Origin of the sequence: Shinella lacus (assembly GCF_010994755.1) — a bacterium.
In the GTDB taxonomy this organism is placed as follows: Bacteria; Pseudomonadota; Alphaproteobacteria; order Rhizobiales; family Rhizobiaceae; genus Shinella; species Shinella lacus.
Genome location: NZ_WHSB02000001.1, coordinates 921021 through 942941, shown reverse-complemented (window position 1 = coordinate 942941; position 21921 = coordinate 921021). Strand labels below are relative to the sequence as shown.

Annotated in this window: 20 protein-coding genes; 8 read left to right on the top strand and 12 right to left on the bottom strand. The window is 63.8% G+C overall.

The window, feature by feature from the left end:
* The first annotated feature begins 319 nt into the window (after positions 1-319).
* On the top strand, positions 320-1723 hold the full coding sequence (locus GB927_RS04285) for an aminotransferase-like domain-containing protein (RefSeq protein ID WP_256115346.1): 1404 nt from the start codon (positions 320-322) through the stop codon (positions 1721-1723).
* Positions 1724-1751: 28 nt separating this feature from the next.
* Here GB927_RS04285 and GB927_RS04280 read toward each other — a convergent pair whose 3' ends face one another.
* Positions 1752-2696 carry an SDR family oxidoreductase gene (locus tag GB927_RS04280; protein WP_256115345.1) on the bottom strand — a complete coding sequence of 315 codons (945 nt, stop codon included), beginning with the start codon at positions 2694-2696 and terminating at the stop codon, positions 1752-1754.
* 15 nt (positions 2697-2711) lie between these two features.
* Between GB927_RS04280 and GB927_RS04275 the strand changes: the two genes are divergently transcribed.
* Entirely contained in the window at positions 2712-3425 is a 714-nt protein-coding gene (locus tag GB927_RS04275) for a TetR/AcrR family transcriptional regulator (RefSeq protein ID WP_256115344.1), read from the top strand.
* Positions 3426-3447: 22 nt separating this feature from the next.
* Here GB927_RS04275 and GB927_RS04270 read toward each other — a convergent pair whose 3' ends face one another.
* Positions 3448-5355, bottom strand: a complete 1908-nt coding sequence (locus tag GB927_RS04270) for a diguanylate cyclase (RefSeq protein ID WP_256115343.1) — start codon at positions 5353-5355, stop codon at positions 3448-3450.
* A gap of 298 nt (positions 5356-5653) precedes the next feature.
* On the opposite strand from GB927_RS04270, the gene GB927_RS04265 reads away from it, so the two are divergent.
* The 6 genes from GB927_RS04265 to GB927_RS04240 all read left to right on the top strand — a co-directional run bounded on the left by GB927_RS04265 (position 5654) and on the right by GB927_RS04240 (position 11998).
* Positions 5654-6631, top strand: a complete 978-nt coding sequence (locus tag GB927_RS04265; RefSeq protein WP_256115342.1) for an AraC family transcriptional regulator — start codon at positions 5654-5656, stop codon at positions 6629-6631.
* Positions 6632-6817: 186 nt separating this feature from the next.
* Positions 6818-8095 (top strand): ABC transporter substrate-binding protein, encoded by a 1278-nt coding sequence (locus GB927_RS04260; RefSeq protein WP_256115340.1) that lies wholly within the window; start codon positions 6818-6820, stop codon positions 8093-8095.
* A 65-nt stretch (positions 8096-8160) separates the two neighbouring features.
* Positions 8161-9024 carry a carbohydrate ABC transporter permease gene (locus tag GB927_RS04255; RefSeq protein ID WP_256115339.1) on the top strand — a complete coding sequence of 288 codons (864 nt, stop codon included), beginning with the start codon at positions 8161-8163 and terminating at the stop codon, positions 9022-9024.
* Positions 9021-9833, top strand: a complete 813-nt coding sequence (locus GB927_RS04250) for a carbohydrate ABC transporter permease (RefSeq protein ID WP_256115338.1) — start codon at positions 9021-9023, stop codon at positions 9831-9833. Before GB927_RS04255 ends, GB927_RS04250 begins: the two co-directional genes overlap by 4 nt.
* Before the next feature lie 15 nt (positions 9834-9848).
* Positions 9849-10892: an NAD(P)-dependent alcohol dehydrogenase gene (locus GB927_RS04245; RefSeq protein WP_256115337.1), complete on the top strand. Its 1044-nt coding sequence runs from the start codon at positions 9849-9851 to the stop codon at positions 10890-10892.
* Positions 10893-10894: 2 nt separating this feature from the next.
* On the top strand, positions 10895-11998 hold the full coding sequence (locus GB927_RS04240; protein ID WP_256115335.1) for an ABC transporter ATP-binding protein: 1104 nt from the start codon (positions 10895-10897) through the stop codon (positions 11996-11998).
* Between the two features lie 36 nt (positions 11999-12034).
* Here GB927_RS04240 and pqqE read toward each other — a convergent pair whose 3' ends face one another.
* The 10 genes from pqqE to GB927_RS04190 form a co-directional block, all read right to left on the bottom strand.
* Positions 12035-13126, bottom strand: a complete 1092-nt coding sequence (pqqE, locus tag GB927_RS04235; RefSeq protein ID WP_256115334.1) for a pyrroloquinoline quinone biosynthesis protein PqqE — start codon at positions 13124-13126, stop codon at positions 12035-12037.
* Positions 13123-13395: a pyrroloquinoline quinone biosynthesis peptide chaperone PqqD gene (gene pqqD / locus GB927_RS04230; RefSeq protein ID WP_256115333.1), complete on the bottom strand. Its 273-nt coding sequence runs from the start codon at positions 13393-13395 to the stop codon at positions 13123-13125. The genes pqqE and pqqD overlap by 4 nt, the downstream gene beginning before the upstream one ends.
* A complete protein-coding gene (gene pqqC, locus GB927_RS04225; protein WP_256115332.1) occupies positions 13392-14162 on the bottom strand; it encodes a pyrroloquinoline-quinone synthase PqqC in 771 nt (256 codons plus the stop codon). Before pqqC ends, pqqD begins: the two co-directional genes overlap by 4 nt.
* The gene (gene pqqB / locus GB927_RS04220) at positions 14159-15046 is read right to left on the bottom strand and encodes a pyrroloquinoline quinone biosynthesis protein PqqB (RefSeq protein WP_256115331.1); all 888 of its coding nucleotides are present in this window, start codon (positions 15044-15046) and stop codon (positions 14159-14161) included. Before pqqB ends, pqqC begins: the two co-directional genes overlap by 4 nt.
* 10 nt (positions 15047-15056) lie before the next feature.
* Positions 15057-15158: a pyrroloquinoline quinone precursor peptide PqqA gene (pqqA, locus tag GB927_RS04215; protein WP_160862034.1), complete on the bottom strand. Its 102-nt coding sequence runs from the start codon at positions 15156-15158 to the stop codon at positions 15057-15059.
* A gap of 99 nt (positions 15159-15257) precedes the next feature.
* The gene (locus tag GB927_RS04210; protein ID WP_256115330.1) at positions 15258-15704 is read right to left on the bottom strand and encodes a pseudoazurin; all 447 of its coding nucleotides are present in this window, start codon (positions 15702-15704) and stop codon (positions 15258-15260) included.
* A 76-nt stretch (positions 15705-15780) separates the two neighbouring features.
* Positions 15781-17973: a PAS-domain containing protein gene (locus GB927_RS04205; protein WP_256115328.1), complete on the bottom strand. Its 2193-nt coding sequence runs from the start codon at positions 17971-17973 to the stop codon at positions 15781-15783.
* Positions 17970-19121 carry an FIST N-terminal domain-containing protein gene (locus tag GB927_RS04200; protein WP_256115327.1) on the bottom strand — a complete coding sequence of 384 codons (1152 nt, stop codon included), beginning with the start codon at positions 19119-19121 and terminating at the stop codon, positions 17970-17972. Before GB927_RS04200 ends, GB927_RS04205 begins: the two co-directional genes overlap by 4 nt.
* Before the next feature lie 82 nt (positions 19122-19203).
* Entirely contained in the window at positions 19204-19890 is a 687-nt protein-coding gene (locus tag GB927_RS04195; protein ID WP_256115326.1) for a response regulator transcription factor, read from the bottom strand.
* Positions 19891-20004: 114 nt separating this feature from the next.
* Positions 20005-21771 (bottom strand): PQQ-dependent methanol/ethanol family dehydrogenase, encoded by a 1767-nt coding sequence (locus GB927_RS04190; RefSeq protein ID WP_256115325.1) that lies wholly within the window; start codon positions 21769-21771, stop codon positions 20005-20007.
* Between the last annotated feature and the right edge of the window lie 150 nt (positions 21772-21921).

The window sequence follows — 21921 nt, the reverse complement described above, 5'->3', positions numbered from 1 at the left end:
TCAATTGCAAGGCCCATGCCAGAATTGATTTTGCACAAATTGCAGTCAACGGTCGCAAAAATGCATTCAATTATGCATTCAATCGGTGAAATCCCAATTCTAAGAGTCAAAAATGAGAGCAGAGACCTGCTGAAACAGCGATCAGCAATGGCCGTATTGAATGCATTCAAATTGCACTCAATACGGCGCCGGAAGACCGCAGTGCGGCGGTACCCCGTCTGGATGCCGCGCTTTGCCATGCTTTGCCCGCAATAGCGGGATGACAGGGAGAAAAAGCAGCAATATACAGTCAATGATCGCAGACGGACTCCCGCACCTCATGAAGACCTGGCATCCCGACCTCAGCCGCTCCAATAGCCCGCGCTACATGGCGATCGCCGATTTGATAGAGATGGACCTGCGCAGCGGCCATCTGGTCGTCGGTGACCGGCTGCCGCCGCAGCGTGAGCTGGCAAAGCGGCTCGACATCGACTTCACCACGGTCGCGCGCGGCTATCTGGAGGCGCAGAAGCGCGGGCTCGTGCAGTCCCATGTGGGGCGGGGCACCTTCGTCACCGGCGGCCTGGACAGCGAACGACGCGGTTTTTCCTCCGCCATGGCGTCCGATCCGCGCCGCGCCACCGTCGTCGATTTTTCCATGAACATGCCGCCGGAGCCGGACAATCCGGATCTGCTCGCCCGCATGCGGGAAGGGCTTTCGGCCGTCGCCGCCGATCTCGTGCCCCTCCTGCGCTACCAGGGGTTTGGCGGAACCGTCATGGACAAGGATGCGGCCGCCGCCTGGCTCAGCCGCCGCGGCCTCGTGCCGGCGCAGGAGCGCATTTTCGTCACCCCCGGCGCGCACCCGGCGCTGCTCGCCATCCTGAGCATGCTGGCAAAGCCGGGCGAGACGGTCCTTTCGGAAAACATCACCTATCCCGGCATGCGCTCGATCGCCGCCCAGCTTCGCCTGCGCCTCTTCGGCCTGCCGATGGATGACGAGGGCATCCTGCCGGACGCGTTCGCAGAGGCCTGCGAGCGCGAGAAGCCGAAGGCGATCTACCTCAATCCGACCCTTCAGAACCCGACGACGCTGACGATCCCGACCATCCGGCGCGAGGCAATCTGCGCGGTGGCGCGCAAGTACCATGTGCCGATCGTCGAGGACGACGCGTACGGTTTCATTCCGCTCCATGCCCCGGCGCCGCTCGCCGCCATGGCGCCGGACCTCACCTGGCATATCGGCGGGCTGGCGAAATGCATCGGCGCAGGCCTGCGCCTTGCCTATGTGGTCGCGCCGGACAGCCGCGCCGCCTGGCCTTTCGCCAGCGCCATGCGGGCCAACAACGTCATGGCCTCGCCGCTGATGATGGCGCTTGCCACGCGCTGGATCGAAGACGGCACGGCCGACACGATCCTGCGCTTCATCCGTGCCGAATCCGAAGCGCGACAGGCGCTCGTCGCCGCGATGCTGCCTGCCGGCAGCTACCGCGCCGATCCGATCAGCTTCAACATCTGGCTGCCGCTTTCAAACGGCTGGACGCGCTCCACCTTCGGCACGCACATGCGCTCCGCCGGTATCGGCGTCGTCGCCTCCGATGCCTTCACCGTCGATGGCACGCCGCCGGAAGCGGTGCGCATCTGCCTCGGCGGCCCGATCAGCCGCCCGTCCCTGCAATCGGCGCTGGAATTCATGGCCCACGCCCTCGAAGGCCCACCGGAAATGGCCGGCTCCTTCTTCTGAATTCCGGGTCAAGCCTGCGTACGCCATTTTAGCTTGCGAGGGTTTGTCTTGCGGAGATCGGCTCGCGCCCTAGGAGTTTGCCGAGCGTGGGGTCCGTCCTTGCGAACTCTCCGGCGCGCGCTGCGCGATACATGCTGAGCGTGATGGCGATCACGGCCGGGGGCAGGCTGCGGGATGCGAGAAGCCGCTCGAATTCGTCATCCGCCACGGTTCGGCGCGCGATTGTCTGCCCGGAAATCTCGCTCAGAATATTGGCGATATCCGTGAAATCCAGCGCCGCCGGGGCTGTCAGCGGCGGCGTTGGGCCGTCGAAGCGGCCTTCCTCGGCGAGGATGGTTGCAGCGGCCGCTGCTAGGTCTTCGTGGGCGGTCCAGGAGAATTTTCCGTCCTCCGGAGCGACGACCTCTCCCGTCCTTGCAGCATCGGCGGTCATTTGTCGGGCGCTCTCAGCGTAGAAACCGTTGCGCAGCGCCGTCCAGGCCAGGCCGGACTCCTGCAACATAGTTTCCGTCGCCGCATGCACGTGCATCGGCAGGAATGCCGACGTCGCGCTCACGGCCATATGGCTCGTATACAGGATGCGCCGCACGCCCGCGGTCTTGGCCGCCGCTATGGCGTCGCGATGCTGCGCTTTCGAATCTCCGCCATAGGCGCTGGCGTTGGATGAGACGACAAGCACCTGCGTTGCATCCTCGAATGCACTGGCAAGGCTGTCCGGCTGTGCGAAATCGCCATGGCGCACCCGCACACCCTGCTGCAAGAACGCTGCTGCCTTGCCGGGATCGCGCACGCTGACCGCGATCCTCTCTGCGGGAACCCGTTCGAGCAGGTGTTGAACCACCAGACGGCCCAGCTTTCCGGTGGCGCCCGTTACGACAATCATGATTCTACCTCTTGTTAGCGATGATAACGCGACGGTGATATCAGTGATTATCGTTGAAATCAAGTTTTTGATAGCGCTGATAACAATCACTGCTAAAATCGGCCCATGGCGACGAATGATTTTCCCTCTCCCGCAGATGAACCCGGCGATACGCGTGCGCGCATTCTCGCCGCGGCTACCCGCCTTGTGGCGGCGGGCGGGGAGGAGGCGGCGACCACGCGGGCGGTGGCGGACGCCGCTTCCGTCCAGGCACCCACCATCTACCGCCTGTTCGGCGACAAACGGGGGCTTCTCGACGCCGTGGCGGAAGGGGCCTATGCAAACTACATCGCCGAGAAGGTACGGCGCGAACCGGCGGCCGATCCCGTTGAAGACATGCGCAGGGGGTGGGACGACTATATCGCGTTCGGTCTCGCCAATCCGGCGATCTTCAACTTGATCCGGACGACCTACCCGAATCCGCCATCAAAAGTGACCCTTGCCGGATTGGCAGTGCTGCGGGAAAAGGTTGGCCGTCTTGCGCGCCTCGGGCGTCTTCGCGTGAGCGAAGAACATGCGGTCGATCTCGTTCATGCGGCAGGAATTGGTTGCGTTCTTTCCCTCTTGGCAAAGGCCCCGGATCAACGGGGCGATTTGGCGGATGCCGCGCGCGAAACTGTGTTCTCGCAGATTATCGAGGGGCGCCCCCTGAAGAATGGCGGCGAGCTTTCAAGCATCGCTACCGCGTTGCGGTCCCGGCTGAACGAGGTTGCCGTTCTGTCGCCGGGTGAGCGCCTTCTCCTGGAGGAGATGCTGCAGAGGATCGCAGACCGAGGATAGTGGTGGCCTTCGGGTGCGCCGATCATCCCTTTGTTTTCACGAGGTGCGGCTTGGTGGGCTCCCATGCGCGCACGAGGTCCCGACCGGACGCCTTGGCAAGATAGAGGGCTTCATCGGCGCGCAGCACGAGCCGGCCGGCATCCGGCCCGATCGTATGGTTGGTGAGCGTCGCCACACCGATGCTGGCGGTCACGATGCCTTTCTCGCTGCCGGTATGGGCAATCTCCAGCGCGCGGATGCGGTTGCGCAGTTTGTGGGCGAGGGTGAGTGCGCCTTCCTCCGGCGTGTCGGGCAGGATCAACGCAATCTCCTCGCCGCCATAACGGGCGACGCGATCGGTGGGGCGGTGCGCGACTGCGCGCAGGCACTCGGCGATCGCACGCAGGCAGTCATCCCCGGCCGTGTGGCCATAGGTGTCATTGAATGCCTTGAAACGGTCCACGTCGAGAAGCAGGAGGCTCAATGGTCCTTCTCCGCGCCCCGCGGCCGCTATTTCCTGTGCCAGGATGGTGTCGAAGGCGCGCCTGTTCAGCAGGCCCGTCAGCCCGTCCGTTTCTGCAAGTTCCGCCAGCCGGATGTTGAGATCGCGCAGCCTCTGTTCGCTTTGCTTGCCGTCGGTAATGTCCGAACAGACCACGAAGCATGTACCGTCCGGCGCGGGGTTCGTTCTGGACTCGATCCAGCGTCCGTCGAAGAGCGGGAACTGCACCGTGCCGGGGCTGCGCAGGCGGGATACGGCGGTATTGACCCATTCGGTCACGTTGTCCGTGGGAATGTTGATGAGCTCGCCGCGCGCGATCGAGGCATAGAGGATGGATGCGGCCGGCGTGCCCGGCACGCGCAGGTCCGCCGTCAGGGGAAACATCGTCCGATATTGCTCGTTGCAGAAAACGACGTTGAGGTTCTCGTCGAACATGACGAGGCCGTCGGCCATGTTCGTCAGCGCGGCCGTCGCCTTGCGCTCGCTTTCGGCGAGCGCCGTCTCAAGCTCCTTTTTTGCCGTGACGTCGCGATTGTGGGTGATGACGCCGGTCACGTGTCCGTTCTCGTCCAGCAGCGGCGACTTGAGCGTCGAAAGCCAGGCGATCGTTCCGTCCCGGTGGGTCACCTGCTGCTCGATGACGTAGGACGTTTCCCCCTGTGCCGCCTTCTCCTCATCGGTTTTGAACTTGAGGGCGATGTCGGCCGGATAGAAGTCGAAATCGGATTTTCCGATAAGGGCGTTCGAATCCGCTGCTTTCATGAGCGCTGCCGTCGCCGGATTGGCGACGATGAACCGTCCTTCGACGTCTTTCACGTTCAGGCAGTCGGGAAGGCTGTCGATGACGACCTTGTAGATATGGTTTTTCTTCGTCATTTCCCGCCGGCGAAGCTCGCTGGCGATTGCAAGCGAGATCATCAGGGTGGAGGCAAAAACGATGATCGTTGTCGGCAGCAGCACGGTGGGCGCGATGGCGATCAAGGTGTCGCGCGGCAGCGCAAGGAAGCCCAGGAGACCGCTGACGGCGACGGTCGCGGAGAAAACCAGAATGGCAGGAAAGGAAGGGCGCTGGTCCTTCTTCAGATGGTAGGCCGCCATGCCGACAGCAGCGGCGATCGCGATGCCCGTCAGCCCGGCCACGGTTCCCGCGCCGCCGGAAGAGAGCCTGAAGGCCGCGACGAGAACGGTCGTCACGGTCAGGGCGATCGGTCCGCCGAAAAGGCCCGAAACCGCAATCACCGTGGTCCGCAGGTCGATGAAGATACCGTCGCTGATCTGGAACGGCAGCAGCATCACCAAGATCGCGCCGGTTCCCAGAAGCAGGCCGAAACTGAGCTGCCGCACGACGGCGTGACGGAAGAGCCGCGGAAGTTGTGTATTGCTCCAGATCGAAACCAGGAGTGCCAGGATCGCCATGTTGGCGAGCAGATCATGCCATACTGTACCCACGCTTCGCCTCCGCGGACAACGTGCTAGCCGGTTGCACCGATGTCAAACAGGATAGGCGCTTAGGTAAAACGTCCGGTTAACGCGGGGTTAAATTTGGGTGACCCTCGAGCGTCGGGAGGTTTCGGATTGTCGGCCTCATGAGGGGCTAGCTTCGTCCTCGGTAAGCGCGACCTCCGCTCGATCGATTGTCCGACGCAGTATTTGGCGTCACAATGCAAGTGGAAGGCAGGATGCGGGACGTCTGGGGGCGGGCGGGTGGCACGTGCTTTCCTTGGAGTTTGATCCGCAGGAGCAGGACGTGGCCACTCTTACCAAGATGCGCGAAGCCAAGGGCGGCATAGAGCTGAGGCCCGGTCCGTTCGCCTCAAGCCCGCCGACCTTCGAGCACATCATCACGGGCATTGACGAGAGCTTTCTCTGGCGGCTCGACGATTATCCCTGGGAGCGCAATGTCTGGAATTTCCACCCGGAGTTCGAGATCCATCTGATCCGCAAGGGCGAGGGCGTTGCCTTTGTCGGCGACTATATCGGCGCCTTTTCCGCCACCTATCTCACCGTGATCGGCAGCGACCTGCCGCATGACTGGGTGACGATGACCGCGCCGGGCGAGGTGATCGAAGGACGGGAGGTTGTCGTGCAGTTCCATCCGGACCGCATCCGCGAGGCGACGCGGTTGCTGCCGGAATTCGCCGAGCTGGAGGACTTTTTTGCGCGTACCCAGCGGGGTCTCGTGTTCAACGGCGAGACGCTGGTGAAGGGCGCGGACCTTATCGAGCGCATGGGAACGGAAAAAGGCGTGGCGCGGCTTGCGCTCTTCCTGCAACTGCTCGATCTGCTTGCCCGCTCTGCGGAATACGAGATCCTCTCCTCGCCGGAATACTCGCCGAAGCTCGATGCCGAAACGCTCGATGCCCTCCAGCGCGCGCTCGTCTTCATCTATCGCAATTTCGCGACAGACATCCGCCTGTCCGATGTCGCCGATCTGGCCGGCATGAGCGAGAGCGCGTTTTCGCGCTTCTTCAAGAAGAACACCGGCAACACCTTTACCGATCACGTCAACAAGCTGCGCATCTGGCAGGCCTGCAAGCTTCTGGCGGAGAGCGACATGCCGATCACCGACATCTGCTTCGAGGTCGGTTACCTGAACATCTCCAATTTCAACCGGACCTTCCTGCGCCACCATCGTATGACGCCCTCGGCCTATCGCCGGCTGACGCCGCAGCGCCGCCCCCAGCGCGATGACCTGGCGCCGCCCGATGAAACCTTGCGCAGATAGAACCATTTTTTCGCAATGCAGCATAATAATTCGCATTAAAGTACAGAATCTCCGCATCAAGCGCGCTAGTTCCCGAAATTTCCTCCGCTAGTATCAGTGTTAGCGAAGATATTCGCTGACAGATTGGCGTAGGCCACGAGGAGGTCGTGCCGCGCCGACCATCGGATCCTTAGGGGAGGTTCATCCATGACATCCGTGAAGACGCTCGTTTCGAGCATCGCCTACGCATGCCTTCTTTCCAGCGCGGTCTCGTCGATTGCACTGGCCGCCGAATGCTCCGGCACGATCCGCGTGCTTGCCCAGCCACGCGAAGGCCTGACGCTTCTGGAAAACTACAAGGACGAATTCGCAACGCTTTCCGGCGGCGCATCGTTCGAGATCGACTATCTCAACGAGAACGACCGCCGTGCCAAGACCAAGGCGGACGCCTCCACCATCGGCAAGTACAATGTGTACTATATCGACGAGGCGAACGTCGCGCTTTTTGCCTCCGCGGGCTGGGTCTCGCCGCTGATGGACTACTATCCTGAAGAATACGACTACGCCGATTTCGACCCAGGTCGCCAGAAGGTTGCGACCTATGACGGCAAGGTCTGGTTCGCGCCGCTGACCGGTGGCGGCGACCTCCTGGTCTACCGCAAGGATCTCCTGGAGGCTGCCGGCGTCAAGCCGCCGACGACGCTCGACGAGATGAAGGAGGTCGTCAAGAAACTGCACCAGCCGGACAAGGGCATTTACGGGATCGCGCTGCGCGGCCAGCGCGGCTCGGGCGCGAATGTCTGGCGCTGGATGCCCTATTTCAAGGGCTTCGGCGGCGAGTGGTTCGATGGCGACACGCCCAAGTTCAACAGCGAGGCGGCCGTCAAGGCGACGGAGACCTATCTCGAGCTGTTCAAATATTCCGCACCGGGCACGCAAACCGGCGGGTGGGACGAGTCGGTCGGTGCATTCACCTCCGGCCAGGTGGCGATGCTGGTGGAATCGACCCCGCTCGTCGGCATGGCGATCGACCCGAAGTCGTCGCAGGTTGCCGGCAAGGTCGGTTACCTGCCGCCGCCGACGCCGCTGACCGGCGGCGGTTATGGCCATGGTCTTGCCATCGGCACCAAGGCCAATGCGGATGATGCGTCGAAAGCCTGCGCCGGCCTCTTCATCGCCTGGGCGACGTCCAAGGAGAATGAACAGCGTCGTCTGGAAGCAAACCAGTTCAGCGAGCTCAACCGCACGAGCATCATGACCAGCGAGACCTTCGCCAAGCTCTACGGTCCTGATCTCGGCCAGGCGCTGGCCGATACGGGCAAGGTCACGGCCGTCAACTTCTGGCAGAGCCCGCTCTGGCCCGATCTCGGCGACCGCTGGGGCATTATCCTGGAAGAGCTGATCGCCGGTTCGCGCACGGACATCAAGGATGGCCTGAACGAACTCGAAGGCTTTGCCAAGGACCTCGTCGCCCGCAACCAGTGAGCCTTTGAGCCGCGCGGCCGCTTCGCCTCCCGAGACGGCGGCCGCGCGATCTTGAGGAAAAATCCATGAAATCCAGAACCAGCCTGCCCGCCGTCTTCCTGGCGCCGCCGCTTGCCATCCTCGCGGTGCTCGCCTTCGTGCCGACGGCCTATGCCATCTATATTTCCTTCCGCGACCGCGAACTCAGCCGTCCGGATGGCAGCTTCGTCGGGCTTCAGAACTATCTCGACCTGTTTTCCGATCGCCGCTTCATCAATGCGGTCGGCGTGTCGCTGACCTGGGAGGTCCTCACCGTCACGCTGACGCTTCTCGTCGCGATCGCTCTCGGGATCCTGCTTTTCGAGTTCGCGTCGTCACGCATGCGTGGGGTCATGACGCTGCTCTTTCTCGTGCCGGTCATCCTGCCGCGTGTCTCGGCCGCCTTCGTCTGGAAGTTCGCCTTCCATCCGCTCTATGGCATCGTCACCTATCCCTACAAGGCGATCACCGGCCAGCCGCTGGATCTGCTTTCGAGCCCCGCCACGGCGCTGATGACGGTGGCTTTGGTCGATGTCTGGCAATGGGGCCTGTTCTTCGCGGTTATCGTGCTGAAGCTGCTCGAAACCCTGCCGCCGCAGCCCTTCGAGGCCGCGCGGCTCGACCATGCGCGCCCCTGGGAAGTCTATGCCTATGTCGCGCTGCCCATGCTCAAGGCGCCGCTCATCTCGCTTGCCTTCATCAAGATGATTGAGTCCCTGCGCGCCTTCGATCTCATCTATGTCATGACCCGCGGCGGCCCCGGCATCGCGACGGAAACGCTCGATATGTACGCCTTTTCGCAGGGCTTCATCGAATCGGGACGTATCTCCTACGCATCCGGCATGGCGGTGCTGATGATGCTGGCGACGACCGTGATCTTCACGGTGATCTGGAAGAGGGTGAAGCCATGAGTGTCTCCCGGTTTCTCGGCAGGTCCGTGCTCTATCTTGCGGCCTTTTCCGCGGTCTTCCCCATGGTGTGGACCGTCATCAACGCCTTCAAGAACCGGGTGGATATCGTCACCCCCACGCCGCTCTTCATCTTCACGCCGACGCTCGATAACTTTGCCTATGTGCTGGGTCGGGAGAGCGTGGCGACCGGCCTCGTCAACTCGCTGATCGCCGCCGGCGGCTCGGTGCTGATCGGCGCGCTGCTGGGCCTGCCGGCAGCCTATGCCATCGCCCGCTACCCGAACCGCTGGTCGGCGGACATCCAGTTCTTCGTTCTGTCCTTGCGCTTCCTGCCGCCGGTCGCGGTTGCGATCCCGCTGATGGTCATCTGGCTCGATCTCGGCTTCTACGACACGCGTCTGTCGCTGATCCTGACCTATACTTTGTTGACGCTCGCAACCGTCATCTGGCTCGGCGTGCCCGCCTTTGCCCAGGTGCCGAAGGAGGTCGAAGAAGCCGCGCGTGTCGATGGCTACGGCCCCTACGCCGTCTTCCTGCGCGTCGCACTTCCGATCGCCGCGCGCTCGCTCATCGGCGCCGTCGCCTTCGCCTTCGTGCTGGTCTGGAATGAGTTCCTGATCGCGCTGATGCTGACGACCTCGGATGCCAAGACGCTGCCGATCGTCGCCTCGGAACTCACCCAGCTCGGTCGCGACGTGCCTTGGGGCATCCTCAATGCCTCGGTGGTGTTGCTCTCCATTCCACCGCTCCTGCTTGTCGGCATTCTGAGCGGCCTCCTCAACAACGCGTTCCGGCGCAACAGCAAGTGATGACAGGAAAATTTCATGCAAGCCTTGATTCTTGAAGAAAAGGGTGTGCTTGCCCTGCGCGACATCGATCTTCCGCTGGCTGTCGGGCCGGATGACGTGAAGATCGCCATCCACACCGTCGGCATCTGCGGCAGCGACGTGCACTACTATACGCATGGCGCAATCGGTCCCTATGTGGTGCGGGCGCCCATGGTGCTCGGCCACGAGGCGGCGGGCACGGTTGTTGAGGTCGGCGAGAATGTACGCTCCCTCTCGGTCGGCGACCGGGTTTGCATGGAGCCCGGCATTCCCGATCCCTCGTCCCGCGCCTCCAAGCTCGGGCTCTACAATGTCGATCCGGCAGTCCGCTTCTGGGCGACGCCACCGGTGCACGGTATTCTTGCGCCCTATGCGGTGCACCCCGCCGCCTTCACCTATCGCCTGCCGGACAATGTCTCGTTCGCGGAGGGCGCGATGGTCGAACCCTTCGCCATCGGCACGCAGGCGGCGGCGCGGGCCCGCATCGTGCCGGGCGACGTCGCTGCGGTGATCGGCGCGGGACCGATCGGCATCATGGTGGCGCTTGCGGCGCTTGCCGGCGGCTGCAGCCGTGTGCTCATCTCGGATTTCTCCGCGGAGAAGCTGGCGATTGCCGCCGCCTATCCGGGCATCGAGCCGGTGAAACTCACCGAGACCACCTTTGCCGCCGCCATCGCCAAGGCGACGGAAGGCTGGGGCGCCGACGTGGTCTTCGAGGCGAGCGGCAGTGCGAAAGCCTTTGACGGCCTCTTCGATCTCGTGCGGCCGGGCGGTGCCGTTGTGCTGGTCGGCCTGCCGGTCGATGCCGTGCGCTTCGACGTGCCCGGCGCCATTTCGAAGGAAGTGCGCATCGAGACGGTCTTCCGCTATGCCAATGTCTTCGACCGCGCGCTCGAACTCATCGCCTCCGGCAAGGTCGACCTGAAGCCGTTGATCACCGGCACCTATGCCTTCCGCGAAAGCATCGCTGCTTTTGACCGCGCCGTCGAGGCGCGAGCGACCGACGTGAAACTTCAGATCCGTGTGCAGGAGGAGAACTGACCATGGCCCATATCGTCTGCTCCCATGTCGACAAGGCCTACGGGGCCGTCAATGTCATCAAGGACTTCAACCTGGAGATCGACGATCATGAATTCGTCGTCTTCCTCGGTCCGTCGGGCTGCGGGAAGTCCACGCTCCTGCGCATGATCGCGGGACTGGAAGACATTTCCGGCGGCGAAGTGTCGATTGCAGGACGCACCGTCAACGATCTCGAGCCGCGCGACCGCGGCGTCGCGATGGTTTTCCAGAACTATGCGCTCTATCCGCATATGACGATCTACGACAACATCGCCTTCGGCCTGAAGCGCATGAAGGTCGACAAGGCGGAGATCGACAGCCGCATAAAGACCGTCGCTGCCACGCTTGGGCTGGAGCCATATCTGTCCCGCAAGCCGACCGAATTGTCCGGCGGCCAGCAGCAGCGCGTGGCCATCGCCCGCGCGATGATCAAGACGCCGCGTGTCTTCCTCTTCGACGAGCCGCTTTCCAACCTCGATGCCAAGCTGCGCAACCACATGCGCGTCGAAATCGCCCGCCTGCACCAGAATCTCAAGACCACCACGATCTACGTCACGCACGACCAGCTCGAAGCCATGACGCTGGCCGACCGTATCGTCCTGATGAAGGGTGGTGCGATCGAGCAGGTCGGCACGCCGGCGGAAATCTACGAGCGTCCGCGCACGCTCTTCGTCGCCGGTTTCATCGGCACGCCCAACATGAATATCCTTGACGTCACCGCCCGTTCCGACGGTCAAGACTGGCTGCTCGAAGGCGATGGCCTGCGCTTCAGGGTCGACCGCAACCGGTTCGCGCTGAAAGAGGGGCATGCCTATACGCTCGGCGTGCGGCCGTCATCGCTGTCAGCCGCGCCTCTACAAGACAACAGGGAGAACACGCTCGCCGGCATCACCGATCTCGTGGAGTTCCACGGTGACAGCGCGCTTGTTTCCTTCCTTGTCGGCGGCAAGGAAATCGGCGCCCTCGTTCCTGCAAGCAGCCGGCCGAAGACCGGGGCCCCTGTTGCCTTTTCAACCAGCGTCGAGAGCCTGCATCTCTTCGATCGCTCGACGGGCCTTTCGATGTTGCGGATGGAATCGCAGGCTTGAGGGTGATCGCCTCCGAGCCGGGGACGCTCGGGCGGTTCATTGGTGCTTGTGGCTGCGATAAATGAATGGTGGCGATGCCGCGGTTTGCTCGGAAATGATGTGGTCCACGATGGAGCGTGCCGCTGAGTGGTGACAGACCGGGTCGGCGGCGTGGGGATCGGAGGCCAGGGCCATGGCCTGGCAGCGGCATCCGCCATGGTCCCGGTCGCGCCGCGCGCAGCTGCGGCAGGGCTCCTGCATCCATTCGTGGCCGCGAAACGCGTTGAAGGCCGCGCCGTCGTACCAGATCTCGGCGAGGCTGCGGTCTGTCACCCGGTCGAACCGAAGGCCCGGTATCGTCGCGGCGGCGTGGCAGGGCAGGGCGGTGCCGTCGGGGGCAATGTTGAGGCCGGTCGAGCCCCAGCCACCCATGCAGGCCTTGGGATAGTCCGCGTAATAGTCCGGTGGAACGAAGTCGATCGTCATGCGACCGGCATAGGCTCGCCGTGCCGCGGCCACCGCGCTCTTCGCGCGCGTGACCTGGTCACGGGAGGGCAGCAGTGCAGCCCGATTCGCCAGTGCCCAGCCATAGAACTGGACACAGGCAACCTCGATCCGCCGCGCTCCGAGATCTGCGGCGAAGGCAATTGCCGCGTCGATATCGTCGATCGTATGACGGTGCATGACGGCATTGACCGTGAGGGGAATGCCGCGCTGGCGAACCTCGCCCGCGAAAGAGAGCTTGCGGGCGAAGCCGCCGCTGTAGCCGCCGATCCAATCGGCCTTTTCGGCGTCAATCGCTTGCAGCGAGAGCTGCACATGATCGAGCCCGGCTGCCTCTAGCGCGTCGAGCCGCGCCGGGGTCAGGCCGATGCCGGAGGTGATCAGGTTCACATAGAGGTTCGCGTCGCGGGCCGCCTTGACGAGATCCTGGAGATCACGCCGCGATGCCGGTTCGCCACCGGAAAGATGCAGTTGCAACACGCCGAGATCGGCGGCCTCGCGAAACACGCGTGCCCAGACATCCGTCGGCAGTTCTCTTTCGCGTGCCGTCAATTCTAGCGGATTGGAACAGTAGGAGCAGGACAGCGGACAGCGATGCGTGAGTTCCGCAAGCATGGCGATCGGCGGGCCGGGGCGCTCGGTCATTGGTAGTCCACCAGACGCTGGGCGACCAGCCCGTCGAGAAAGGCGCGGATGTCGGCCGCCACATCCGGCTCCGGCGCGCCATAACGCTCCGCCAGCCGGGCGGATATCGCCGCGAGCGTCGATTTGCCGTCCACCTCCTGAAGGATGGCGGTGCCGATCTCGTCGAGCAGCAGCGCGCGTTCGGGGACAAGCAGCACCATGGTGTCGCGGACCCGGTCGTGATGAAGGCGTGTGCCGCGCGGTAGGAGGGGAACGGGATCGGCGTTCATGGACGATCCGCCATTTGTCCTTCGCCAGGTTTCCAGGCGCCCGGCGGTATGTGGCCTTCGACATAGCCGCTCCAGAGCGCGTCGAGCTGGGCCCAAAGTACGTCCGTCTTGAATGTCAGGGCGGCGATCGCCGCTTCCTGGTCCGCACGGGTCACGGCATGGGTCAACACCCAGTCGAGCGTGAACTGCACATCCTTTGGCGCTTCCGTCAGGCGGTGGCCGAAATAGGCGATCGTTTCCGGGTCGGCGAAGTCGTAATGCGCCAGCAGGCCGGCGATGCGCTGTGTGTGAATGGCGGGCGCAAACATCTCGGTCAGCGAGCTTGCCATGGCGGCGATGAGCGGCTCGTCGCGCACGAAGCGGATATAGGCATCGACGATGAAGCGCGTGGCCGGCATCACGCCACGGCCGGAGGCGACATAGGCGGGATCGAGCCCGACACCCTGCGCGAGCCGCAGCCAGCGGCGAATGCCGCCGCCGTTTTCGACCGCGCCGTCATGATCCTCGATGCGGGAGCGCCAGATGCGGCGCAGATCCGGGTCGCGACAGCGCGACAGGAAAGCAGCGTCCTTCATGGGGATGGAGGACTGGTACTGCCAGCGATTGATCACCCAGGCCTGCACCTCGTCCATGGTGCATTGGCCGCCATGCAGGCGATCATGGAACCGGTGTTTGTCGTGATAGCGCGCCTCGCCGACCTGGTGCAGGCGCGCCTCGAATTCCGCGCGGCTCAAGGGCCAGTCTTCGTGCCTCGGGCTGATGTTCACAGGATTATCTCCATGCCATCCTTCGCAATCTCCCATCCGGCGGCCGTGATCGCCGCGCGGGCATCGCTTTCGGGCATCAGCGCCGGATTGGTATTGTTCACATGGGTGTAGATACGCCGTCCCCGAAGCTTAGAGAGACGTTCGAGCGAGCCCTCCGGTCCGCTGATCGCCACGTGCCCCATGCGCGCTCCGGTCTTGGAGCCGGTGCCGGAGGCCGGCATTTCGTCGTCGCTCCAGATCGTCCCGTCGAACAGCACGACGTTGGCTGGCTCCAGCCGCGCGACGAGCCAGTCGTGCAGGACCGCGCAACCCGGAATGTAGTGCACGTCGTGTTCCGACGATTGTAAGCGCAGGCCTACGGTCTGTTCTCCCATCATTTCCAGGTCCGGCGCCTCACCTTCCAGATAAAGCGGGATCTTTCCGGGCACCGCATAGGCGGTGATGGTCAAGCCCGGCAGCGGACTGAACGGCTGATCGAGGACAATCGTTTTCCGCTCGACCAGCGCCGGATCGAGAACGCCGAAGACCGTGTTCTCCGAGAGAACCCGATGCGTGGCTTCGGTCGCGTAGACGGCCAGGGCGGTTTTCTCGCGCAGCGTGAGAAGGCCGGTAATGTGATCGACATCGCCGTTGGTCAGCACCACCGCCTTGACGGGGCTGCCGCGCAGGCTCGTCGGGTGCAGCGATGCATTGGCGGCAAGCTGGTGGCGCAGGTCCGGAGAGGCGTTGAGCAGCACCCAGTCGGCACCGTCGAGGCTGACGGCCAGCGTGCTCTGCGTCATAGCGGGGATCAGGCCCTTGCGCGCCGCGGCACACTGCAAACAGCCGCAGTTCCATTGGGGCAGGCCGCCACCGGCGCCTGCCCCGAGAACGGTGATGCGCATAGCGTCCCGTTCAGAAGGGATGTTCGGGACGCGGATCATCTTCCGACGGGCCGTACATGTTGATTTCCATGCCGCAGGCAATGTCTTTGACGACGGGTTTCTTCCAGGCCATTTGTCTCTCCTCCAGAATGTGGACAGTTCACCCTGTCAGGCTGCGCTCGTCCGGTCGGCTTCACAATGCGACCAAGGTCTTGGGTCTCTTAAACCGGGGTCAGTTCACCGCCGCTGCGGCCAGCGTATCGAAGGCAGCCATCATGCGCTCCGCCGCTTTCTTCGGCAGTTTCACCGCTTTCGCAGCGTCGAGATTGGGGGAACCATCGCCGACCCGGATGAGGGCGACCATGCCCATGCTGTAGTGCGGCGAGCACTTAACGCCGTAGAAGCCGGGCTCGCTGACCTTCAGGACATATTCCTGGTTCACCTTGCTCTTGAAGGGTTTTACGCCTTCGGGAAGCATGCCCTTGATACCCTCGACATTGTGGCTCTTGTCCGTCGGGATGAAGCGGATCGTATCGCCGGGTGCCGCCGCGATGGCGGCCGGTTCGAAGACCATGGCGCCGCTTTCGCCCTTGTTCATCATCTTGACGGCGTGTTCGGCCGCCTGTGCCGCACCGCTTGCAAGGATCATCAGGGCGGTTGCCGCGAGTAGCTTCTTCATGTCCTTCCTCCTCCAATTCGGGTGGAAGGGATGTCCCATCTGGCACGCCGTGTCGCAATGCGACCTTGGTGCCGGGTCAGCTGGCGTGCAGCACGAAGGCCTCCAGCGCGTCCGCAGCGATCGGTTTGTACATGACCTCGATGCCCGCGGCGTCCGCGGCAAGCCGCGTCTGCGGCGTGCGGTTGGCGGTGAGCAGGCGGGTGGGGCGCTCGCCATATTCCGCATGCAGCGCCAGCACGGTTTCGATGCCGGTGAGCGTGCCGTTGAGTTGCTGGTCGATCAGATAAAGGTCGGGCACGATGCCGATTTCTTCCAGAAGGGAGAGCGCCTCTTCGCCACTTGCCGCTTCGAGCACGCTGACCCCGCGCCGCTCTAGGAGCAGGGAGATGGCGCGGCGCAGGTCCTCGTCGTTCTCCACGAGAAGCGCGATGCGGTCGGAGTTGTCGCCCGGCTCCTCGGGTATTGCCGGCGCGGTCTCCCGGTAGGCCGGTTTGGCGTGGTGCGGAACAACGGCCAGATCGACGGCGAAACAGGTGCCGCGCCCAGGCTCCGAATAAAGCGCCAGCCGGTGGCCAAGCAGGCCGCAGGCCCTTTCCACGATCGCAAGGCCGAGCCCCATCCCTTCGGATGCCGAGGCGGAACCCTGGATGCGGTGGAACTCGCGAAAGATCGATTGCTGCTGGTCTGCCGCGATGCCCGGCCCGGTGTCATGTACCTCGATGCGCACATGTCCTTTTACCCGCCGCGGCCCGACGAGGACGCGGCCGCTGCTCGTGTAGCGGATGGCGTTGCTGATCAGGTTCTGAAGGATGCGGCGCAGGTAGGTTGGATCGCTCGAGACGGTGAGGCCGCAGTGCAGAATGTCGAGCCGCAGGCCCTTGCGGGCGGCGATGGGGGCGAACTCGTCGGTCAATTGGTTGAGGAGAACGGAAAGAGGAACCGGGCCGATATCGACCGCAGCGCCGCCGGCCTCCAGGCGGGAAATGTCGAGCAATGCGCCGAGGATCCCCTCCACGCTGACAAGGGCATTGTGTGCCTTTTCCAGCGTCCCGCACATCGGGGTTGCGCCCGCATCGTCACGCGCCGCCGCGACGAAGAGTTTTGCGGCCGACAGTGGTTGCAGCAGATCGTGGCTCGCCGCCGCGACGAAGCGGACGCGGGCGGAATTGGCGCGTTCGGCCTCGGCAAGCGCTGCCGCGAGATCCCCGGTGCGCGCCGCCACGCGCGCTTCCAGCGAGCTGTTGGCGCGGATCATGGCGTGGATGGCAAGGCGCTCGCGCGTCACGTCGGCAAACGACATGACGAAGCCGCGCCCTGGCATTTCCTGCGCAAAGACGTCGAGGATGATGCCCGAGACGTGCTGGAGTTCGAAGGACAGGGGTTCGCGCGGCAGGCGGCCGTCGATCCATTGGCGTAACATGTCGGCGGAAAAACCGTCGCTGAGGGTGATCGAGCGGGCAATGCGGTCCGCCAGCAATTCGAACGGCGTTCCCCGCCGCAGCAGCCGCGGCGGAATGTCGAGAAGCTGCGCGACGCGACCGTTCCAGCCGGCCAGCCGGCGGTTTGCGTCGAAGATGCCGACGCCCTGGTTGATGTGCTCCAGCGTCGCGCGGATCATGCGGGCCTGGTCGTCCAGCAGCTTGCCGCGTTCTGAGCGCTCCATGCGGATGATGTCGGTGATATCGGTCTGGAGGATGACGGTGCCGCCATCGGCGGTGCGCTGCTCGCTGACCTGAAGCCAGCGGTCGCCGGTCAGCCCGACATTGAAAACCTGCCGGGTCCGATGCAGGCGCATGCGTTCCGCAGCCCAGGCCTTGACCGTGACGCCTTTGGGAAAGGCCAGCATCGTGGAACGGCTGACGATTTCCACGTAATCGGCAAAGGCGATGCCGGGAAAGAGTTTCGGGCGGACGTCGGTGAGGTCGCGACAGAAGCGGGAATTGCAGAGCACGAGGATGTCGGCGGGGTCAAAAAGGGCGAAACCCTCATCGACCGCCTCGATTGCCTGGGACAGGTCTCGTCTCGCCCGCTCGGCGGCGCTGTTGGCGTCGTTGAGCTGCTTCAGCGTTGTTTCGAGGTCGCGCGTGCGCTGGCGCACCCGGTCCTCCAGAACCGCGGCGCGGCGGAACTGCTCGAAGGCCGCACCCCTGTCGCCGGAATTCTGCTCGACATGGCGGATGAGGGCATCGGCAATGACGAGCATCTTTTCGAGGTTTTTCGTCTCGCCGTCGGCGGGGTCGAGCAATCCTTCGGACAGGCGTGTGTTCATGGATCGCTTCCCGAAAGGATCGTGCCGGGCGGGTAGAAGGCAAAACCGGTCATGGTATGGTTGATGTGCATCGGGCCGATCTGCTCGCCATAGGTGGAAAAGCCGATGACGCCATGATGCCGCAGAAGCTCGGAAACGCGGCCGGTCATCTGTTTTTCCTGCGCCTCGACGCGCCGCAGGATGCAGTCGAAAGCAAGCACGGCGACGGGGTTTCCCGGCTGTTTCAGGGCCTGCAATTCGCCCGCCAGGTGGTCCACGAGATCGTGCGGTTCGGCGATGGTGAGAACCATTCCCTCGTCGATCGCCGAAAAGAACAGGAGTTCGCCGGACGGCAGAACGCGTTGGATAGCACGCACGTGGTGGCGCTCGCCCATGCGCACGGTAAGCGGATGGATCGCGAAGGTGAGGGTATCGACGCTTTCCGGCTGCATGCCGATGAGACGGGCATATTCCTGCACGGCGGGTTCGGCGTTGATCTTTCGCACGATGCGGGCGGCAGGGTCGGCTTCGGTTACGACCATGCGCCGCTCCGTCGGCCTGATATGGTCCATTTTGAAGGCCCGCAGCGGACAGGCGCCGCGCATGACGGAAATCACCGCGGCATTTGCCAGAAGCTGCCTGCCGTCGAAGACGAGGGTTTCGCGGAAATTCGTGCCGTCGCCGGCCGATCCGCCGATGAGCGGCATTGCGCCCGTGCCGGCGGCAAGCACCGAGGCAAGTTCGTCCTCGCGCGCCGACAACCCATCGACGAACAGCAGCGCGAACTCTTCGGGCAGGTGCCCGTGATCGCGGGCGAGCGATTGCCTCACATGCAGCAGCGCCTCCGAAAGCTCGCTTGCCGCAAGCTGCGACAGATCCGGAATGAGCAGCGTTTCGGCCGCGAAATGGCGTGCACGGAAACCGATGGCGACGATGCTTCCGTCCTCATAGCCGGCGCCGGAGATTTCTCCGGCGGTGGTACAGCCGGCGATGCGTGCATCCGGCCAGGCCTTTGCCGCGCCCGAGACGATGCCGGGCACGTCGGCTTCCGGCGAGACGAACAACAGGACGAGCGAGAACGGGCCGGGACCGAGGCTTGACGCCAGTCTCTCGACCGCATGGGCGTCATGCGCCGATGCGAGCGCACGCGTGATGAACTGTTCCTCCACGGGTGATGGCCTCCTCCGCCGGTTCCCCCGCCTTAAAGCTTAGAGCATCCATGATGACCGGACGCCAGCACGCAGTTCGTTGTCAGATATCGGTCGCCATGACGTTGAAACTTGCCTCCTGGGCGAAAAGCACGGCCTGCATGCGCGTCTGCACGCCGAGCTTGCGCATGATGGCGGTGACATGAGCCTTCACGGTGGTTTCCGCGATGGAAAGCTCATAGGCGATGTGCTTGTTCATGCGCCCGGCGCAGACGAGTTGCAGGATGCGCGCCTGCTGGCGGGTCAGCAATGCCAGCCGCTTCACCGCCTCTTCCGACGGCGTCGGCGCCGAGGCTTCGAGCGCCATGCGGCTCGCATGGATTTCGCCGCGTGCAATGACGGCGAACGCCTCGCGGAATTCTTCGCGGGAGGCGTGTTTGGGCACGAAGGCATTGACGCCGGCCTTGAGTGCCGCGCGCACGACGCGGATCTCGTCGAGCGAGGAGACGACGACGATCGGCGTGTCCGGCAGGGCGCGGCGCAGGCGCACCACCCCGTCGAGCCCGTTGACGTCGGGAAGGTTGAGATCCAGCACGACCACGTCGGGCAGCGGGCCGGTCTCCAGCCTCGCAAGCGCCGCCTCAAGCGCACCGACGGCCTCGACGTCCGGAATGCCGACCGGACCGGTCAAGGTCATCGCCAGCGCATCGCAAAACAGCGGGTGATCGTCGACGATCAGCGCCGATTTCAGCGTGCGCACGGGTTTCTCGGGGGCTGGGACTGGCATCATGCGAAATTCCCGAAAGGGCTGGCGATAGCTTAGCATTGATTTCGTCCGTCTTCATCGGCCTTGTTGGCCCGTGCAGAAAGCAGGAAGCCGGGCGTTTCCGCCCGGCTTGTCGTCTCAGTCCAGCGCTGCGAGCTGTTTTGGCAGGCGGAAGGTCCAGACCATGCCGCCCTGGTTGAGATAGTTGACCTTCTTGGCCACCTCACCGCCCCACAGGGGGACCGCGCCGCCCCAGCCGGAAATCACCGAGACATATTGCTCGCCGTCCTGTTCCCAGGTCACCGGCTGTCCGACGATCCCGGAGCCGGTCTGGAACTTCCAGAGCTCCTCGCCGGTCTCGTTGTTGAGGGCGACGAAATCGCCTTCGGGCGTTCCGAAGAAGACGAGGCCGCCGGCGGTGGTCATCGCGCCGCCCCAGAGCGGAGCGCCGTTCTTGTATTCCCACTTGATCTCGCCCGTATTGGGGTCGATCGCCTTCAGGCTGCCGATATGATCCTCGAAGAGCGGCTTGATCGTGAAGCCAGCGCCGAGATAGGCGGCACCCTTCTTGTAGCTGATCGGCTCGTTCCAGATGTCCATGCCCCATTCGTTGGAGGGAACGTAGAACAGGCCGGTCTTCGGGCTGTAGGCCATCGGCATCCAGTTCTTGCCGCCAAGGAACGACGGTACGGCGAAGACCTGCTGGCCCTTGGCGCCATCGGCGGCGGCGGCGGCATCGCCCGGACGGTTGTCCTCGTTGTAGATCGGGCGGCCCGTCTCATCGATGCCCTTCGCCCAGCTGATGTTCTTCACGAAGGGATGGGCGGAGACGAACTTGCCGTCCTCGCGGTTCAGCACGTAGAAGAAACCGTTGCGATCGGCCGTCGCAAAGCGCTTGTTGCCGTCCTTGTCGACGAAGGGCACGACCTCGTTGACGCCGTCGAAATCCCAGCCTTCGCGCGGCGTGGTCTGGAAGTGCCACTTGATCTCGCCGTTTTCCGGATCGATGCCGATGCGCGAGGCGGCATAGAGGTTGTCGCCCTTGTTGCCGTCCACCGGCTTGCCGGCGCCGCGCAGGTGGCTGTTCCAGGGCGAGGGGTTGCCCGCGCCGAAGACGAGCGTCTTCGTGTCTTCGTCGTACGAGCCGCCGAGCCAGGTCGCGCCGCCGCCCGTCTTCCACATGTCGCCGGGCCAGGTCGCGTTGAGCGTCCCGGTCATCGTGCTTTCCTTGCCCTTGAAGGTGCCCATGTGGCCTTCGATCACGGGCCGGGTCCAGACAAGCTCGCCGGTCTCGGCATTGCGCGCCTGCACCTCGCCGACGACACCGAATTCGCCGCCGGAATTGCCCGTGACGACGAGGCCGTTCACGATCAGCGGTGCGGCGGTGTAGCTGTAGCCTTCCTTGTAGTCGGCGATCTTCTTGTTCCAGACGACATCGCCCGTCTTGCGATTGAGCGCCACGAGGCGGGCATCGAGGGTGCCGAAAAAGATGTTGTCGCCGAAGATCGCCGCGCCGCGATTGACCACGTCGCAACAGGGCAGGATGCCTTCCGGCAGGCGGGCATCGTACTGCCAGACTTCCTTGCCGGTCTTGATGTCGATGGCATAGAGGCGGCTGTAGGAGCCGGTAATATACATCATGCCGTCATAGATGATCGGCTGGCTTTCCTGGCCGCGCTGCTTTTCGCCGCCGAGCGAGAACGCCCAGGCCGGCAGCAGGTTCTTGACGTTCTTCGTGTTCAGCGTCTCCATCGGCGAGAAGCGCTGCAGGCCGCGCCCCATGCCGTTGGTCAGCACGTCGGCGGCGGTTTCGGCGTCCTTTGCGAGATCCTCCTCCGTTACGCCGGCCTGCACGGCACCCGCACAGGCAATGGCCGCAACCGCGGCCAGAACGAGACTCCTCATGGCATCCTCCCACTCCCTGCCCGCAGATCGATGCGGGCTTCATGGCGTGGATCATCTGCTCACTCTTGCAACGGATGAATTGGACCTTGGTCGTAATGCCGAGACCCGGGTGTCCTTGGGGGCCCCCAATAGGTCGTATATCGGGCTGTG

Excerpts from the sequence above, each read along its gene's own strand:
- GB927_RS04275 (WP_256115344.1), top strand. The coding sequence starts at position 2,712 with ATGGCGACGAATGATTTTCCCTCTCCCGCAGATGAACCCGGCGATACG.
- GB927_RS04250 (WP_256115338.1), top strand. The coding sequence starts at position 9,021 with ATGAGTGTCTCCCGGTTTCTCGGCAGGTCCGTGCTCTATCTTGCGGCC.
- GB927_RS04255 (WP_256115339.1), top strand. The coding sequence starts at position 8,161 with ATGAAATCCAGAACCAGCCTGCCCGCCGTCTTCCTGGCGCCGCCGCTT.
- GB927_RS04205 (WP_256115328.1), bottom strand. The coding sequence starts at position 17,973 with ATGAACACACGCCTGTCCGAAGGATTGCTCGACCCCGCCGACGGCGAG.
- GB927_RS04260 (WP_256115340.1), top strand. The coding sequence starts at position 6,818 with ATGACATCCGTGAAGACGCTCGTTTCGAGCATCGCCTACGCATGCCTT.
- pqqE (WP_256115334.1), bottom strand. The coding sequence starts at position 13,126 with ATGACCGAGCGCCCCGGCCCGCCGATCGCCATGCTTGCGGAACTCACG.
- pqqB (WP_256115331.1), bottom strand. The coding sequence starts at position 15,046 with ATGCGCATCACCGTTCTCGGGGCAGGCGCCGGTGGCGGCCTGCCCCAA.
- GB927_RS04195 (WP_256115326.1), bottom strand. The coding sequence starts at position 19,890 with ATGATGCCAGTCCCAGCCCCCGAGAAACCCGTGCGCACGCTGAAATCG.
- pqqD (WP_256115333.1), bottom strand. The coding sequence starts at position 13,395 with ATGAACGCCGATCCCGTTCCCCTCCTACCGCGCGGCACACGCCTTCAT.
- GB927_RS04285 (WP_256115346.1), top strand. The coding sequence starts at position 320 with ATGAAGACCTGGCATCCCGACCTCAGCCGCTCCAATAGCCCGCGCTAC.
- GB927_RS04240 (WP_256115335.1), top strand. The coding sequence starts at position 10,895 with ATGGCCCATATCGTCTGCTCCCATGTCGACAAGGCCTACGGGGCCGTC.
- GB927_RS04210 (WP_256115330.1), bottom strand. The coding sequence starts at position 15,704 with ATGAAGAAGCTACTCGCGGCAACCGCCCTGATGATCCTTGCAAGCGGT.
- GB927_RS04190 (WP_256115325.1), bottom strand. The coding sequence starts at position 21,771 with ATGAGGAGTCTCGTTCTGGCCGCGGTTGCGGCCATTGCCTGTGCGGGT.
- pqqA (WP_160862034.1), bottom strand. The coding sequence starts at position 15,158 with ATGGCCTGGAAGAAACCCGTCGTCAAAGACATTGCCTGCGGCATGGAA.
- GB927_RS04245 (WP_256115337.1), top strand. The coding sequence starts at position 9,849 with ATGCAAGCCTTGATTCTTGAAGAAAAGGGTGTGCTTGCCCTGCGCGAC.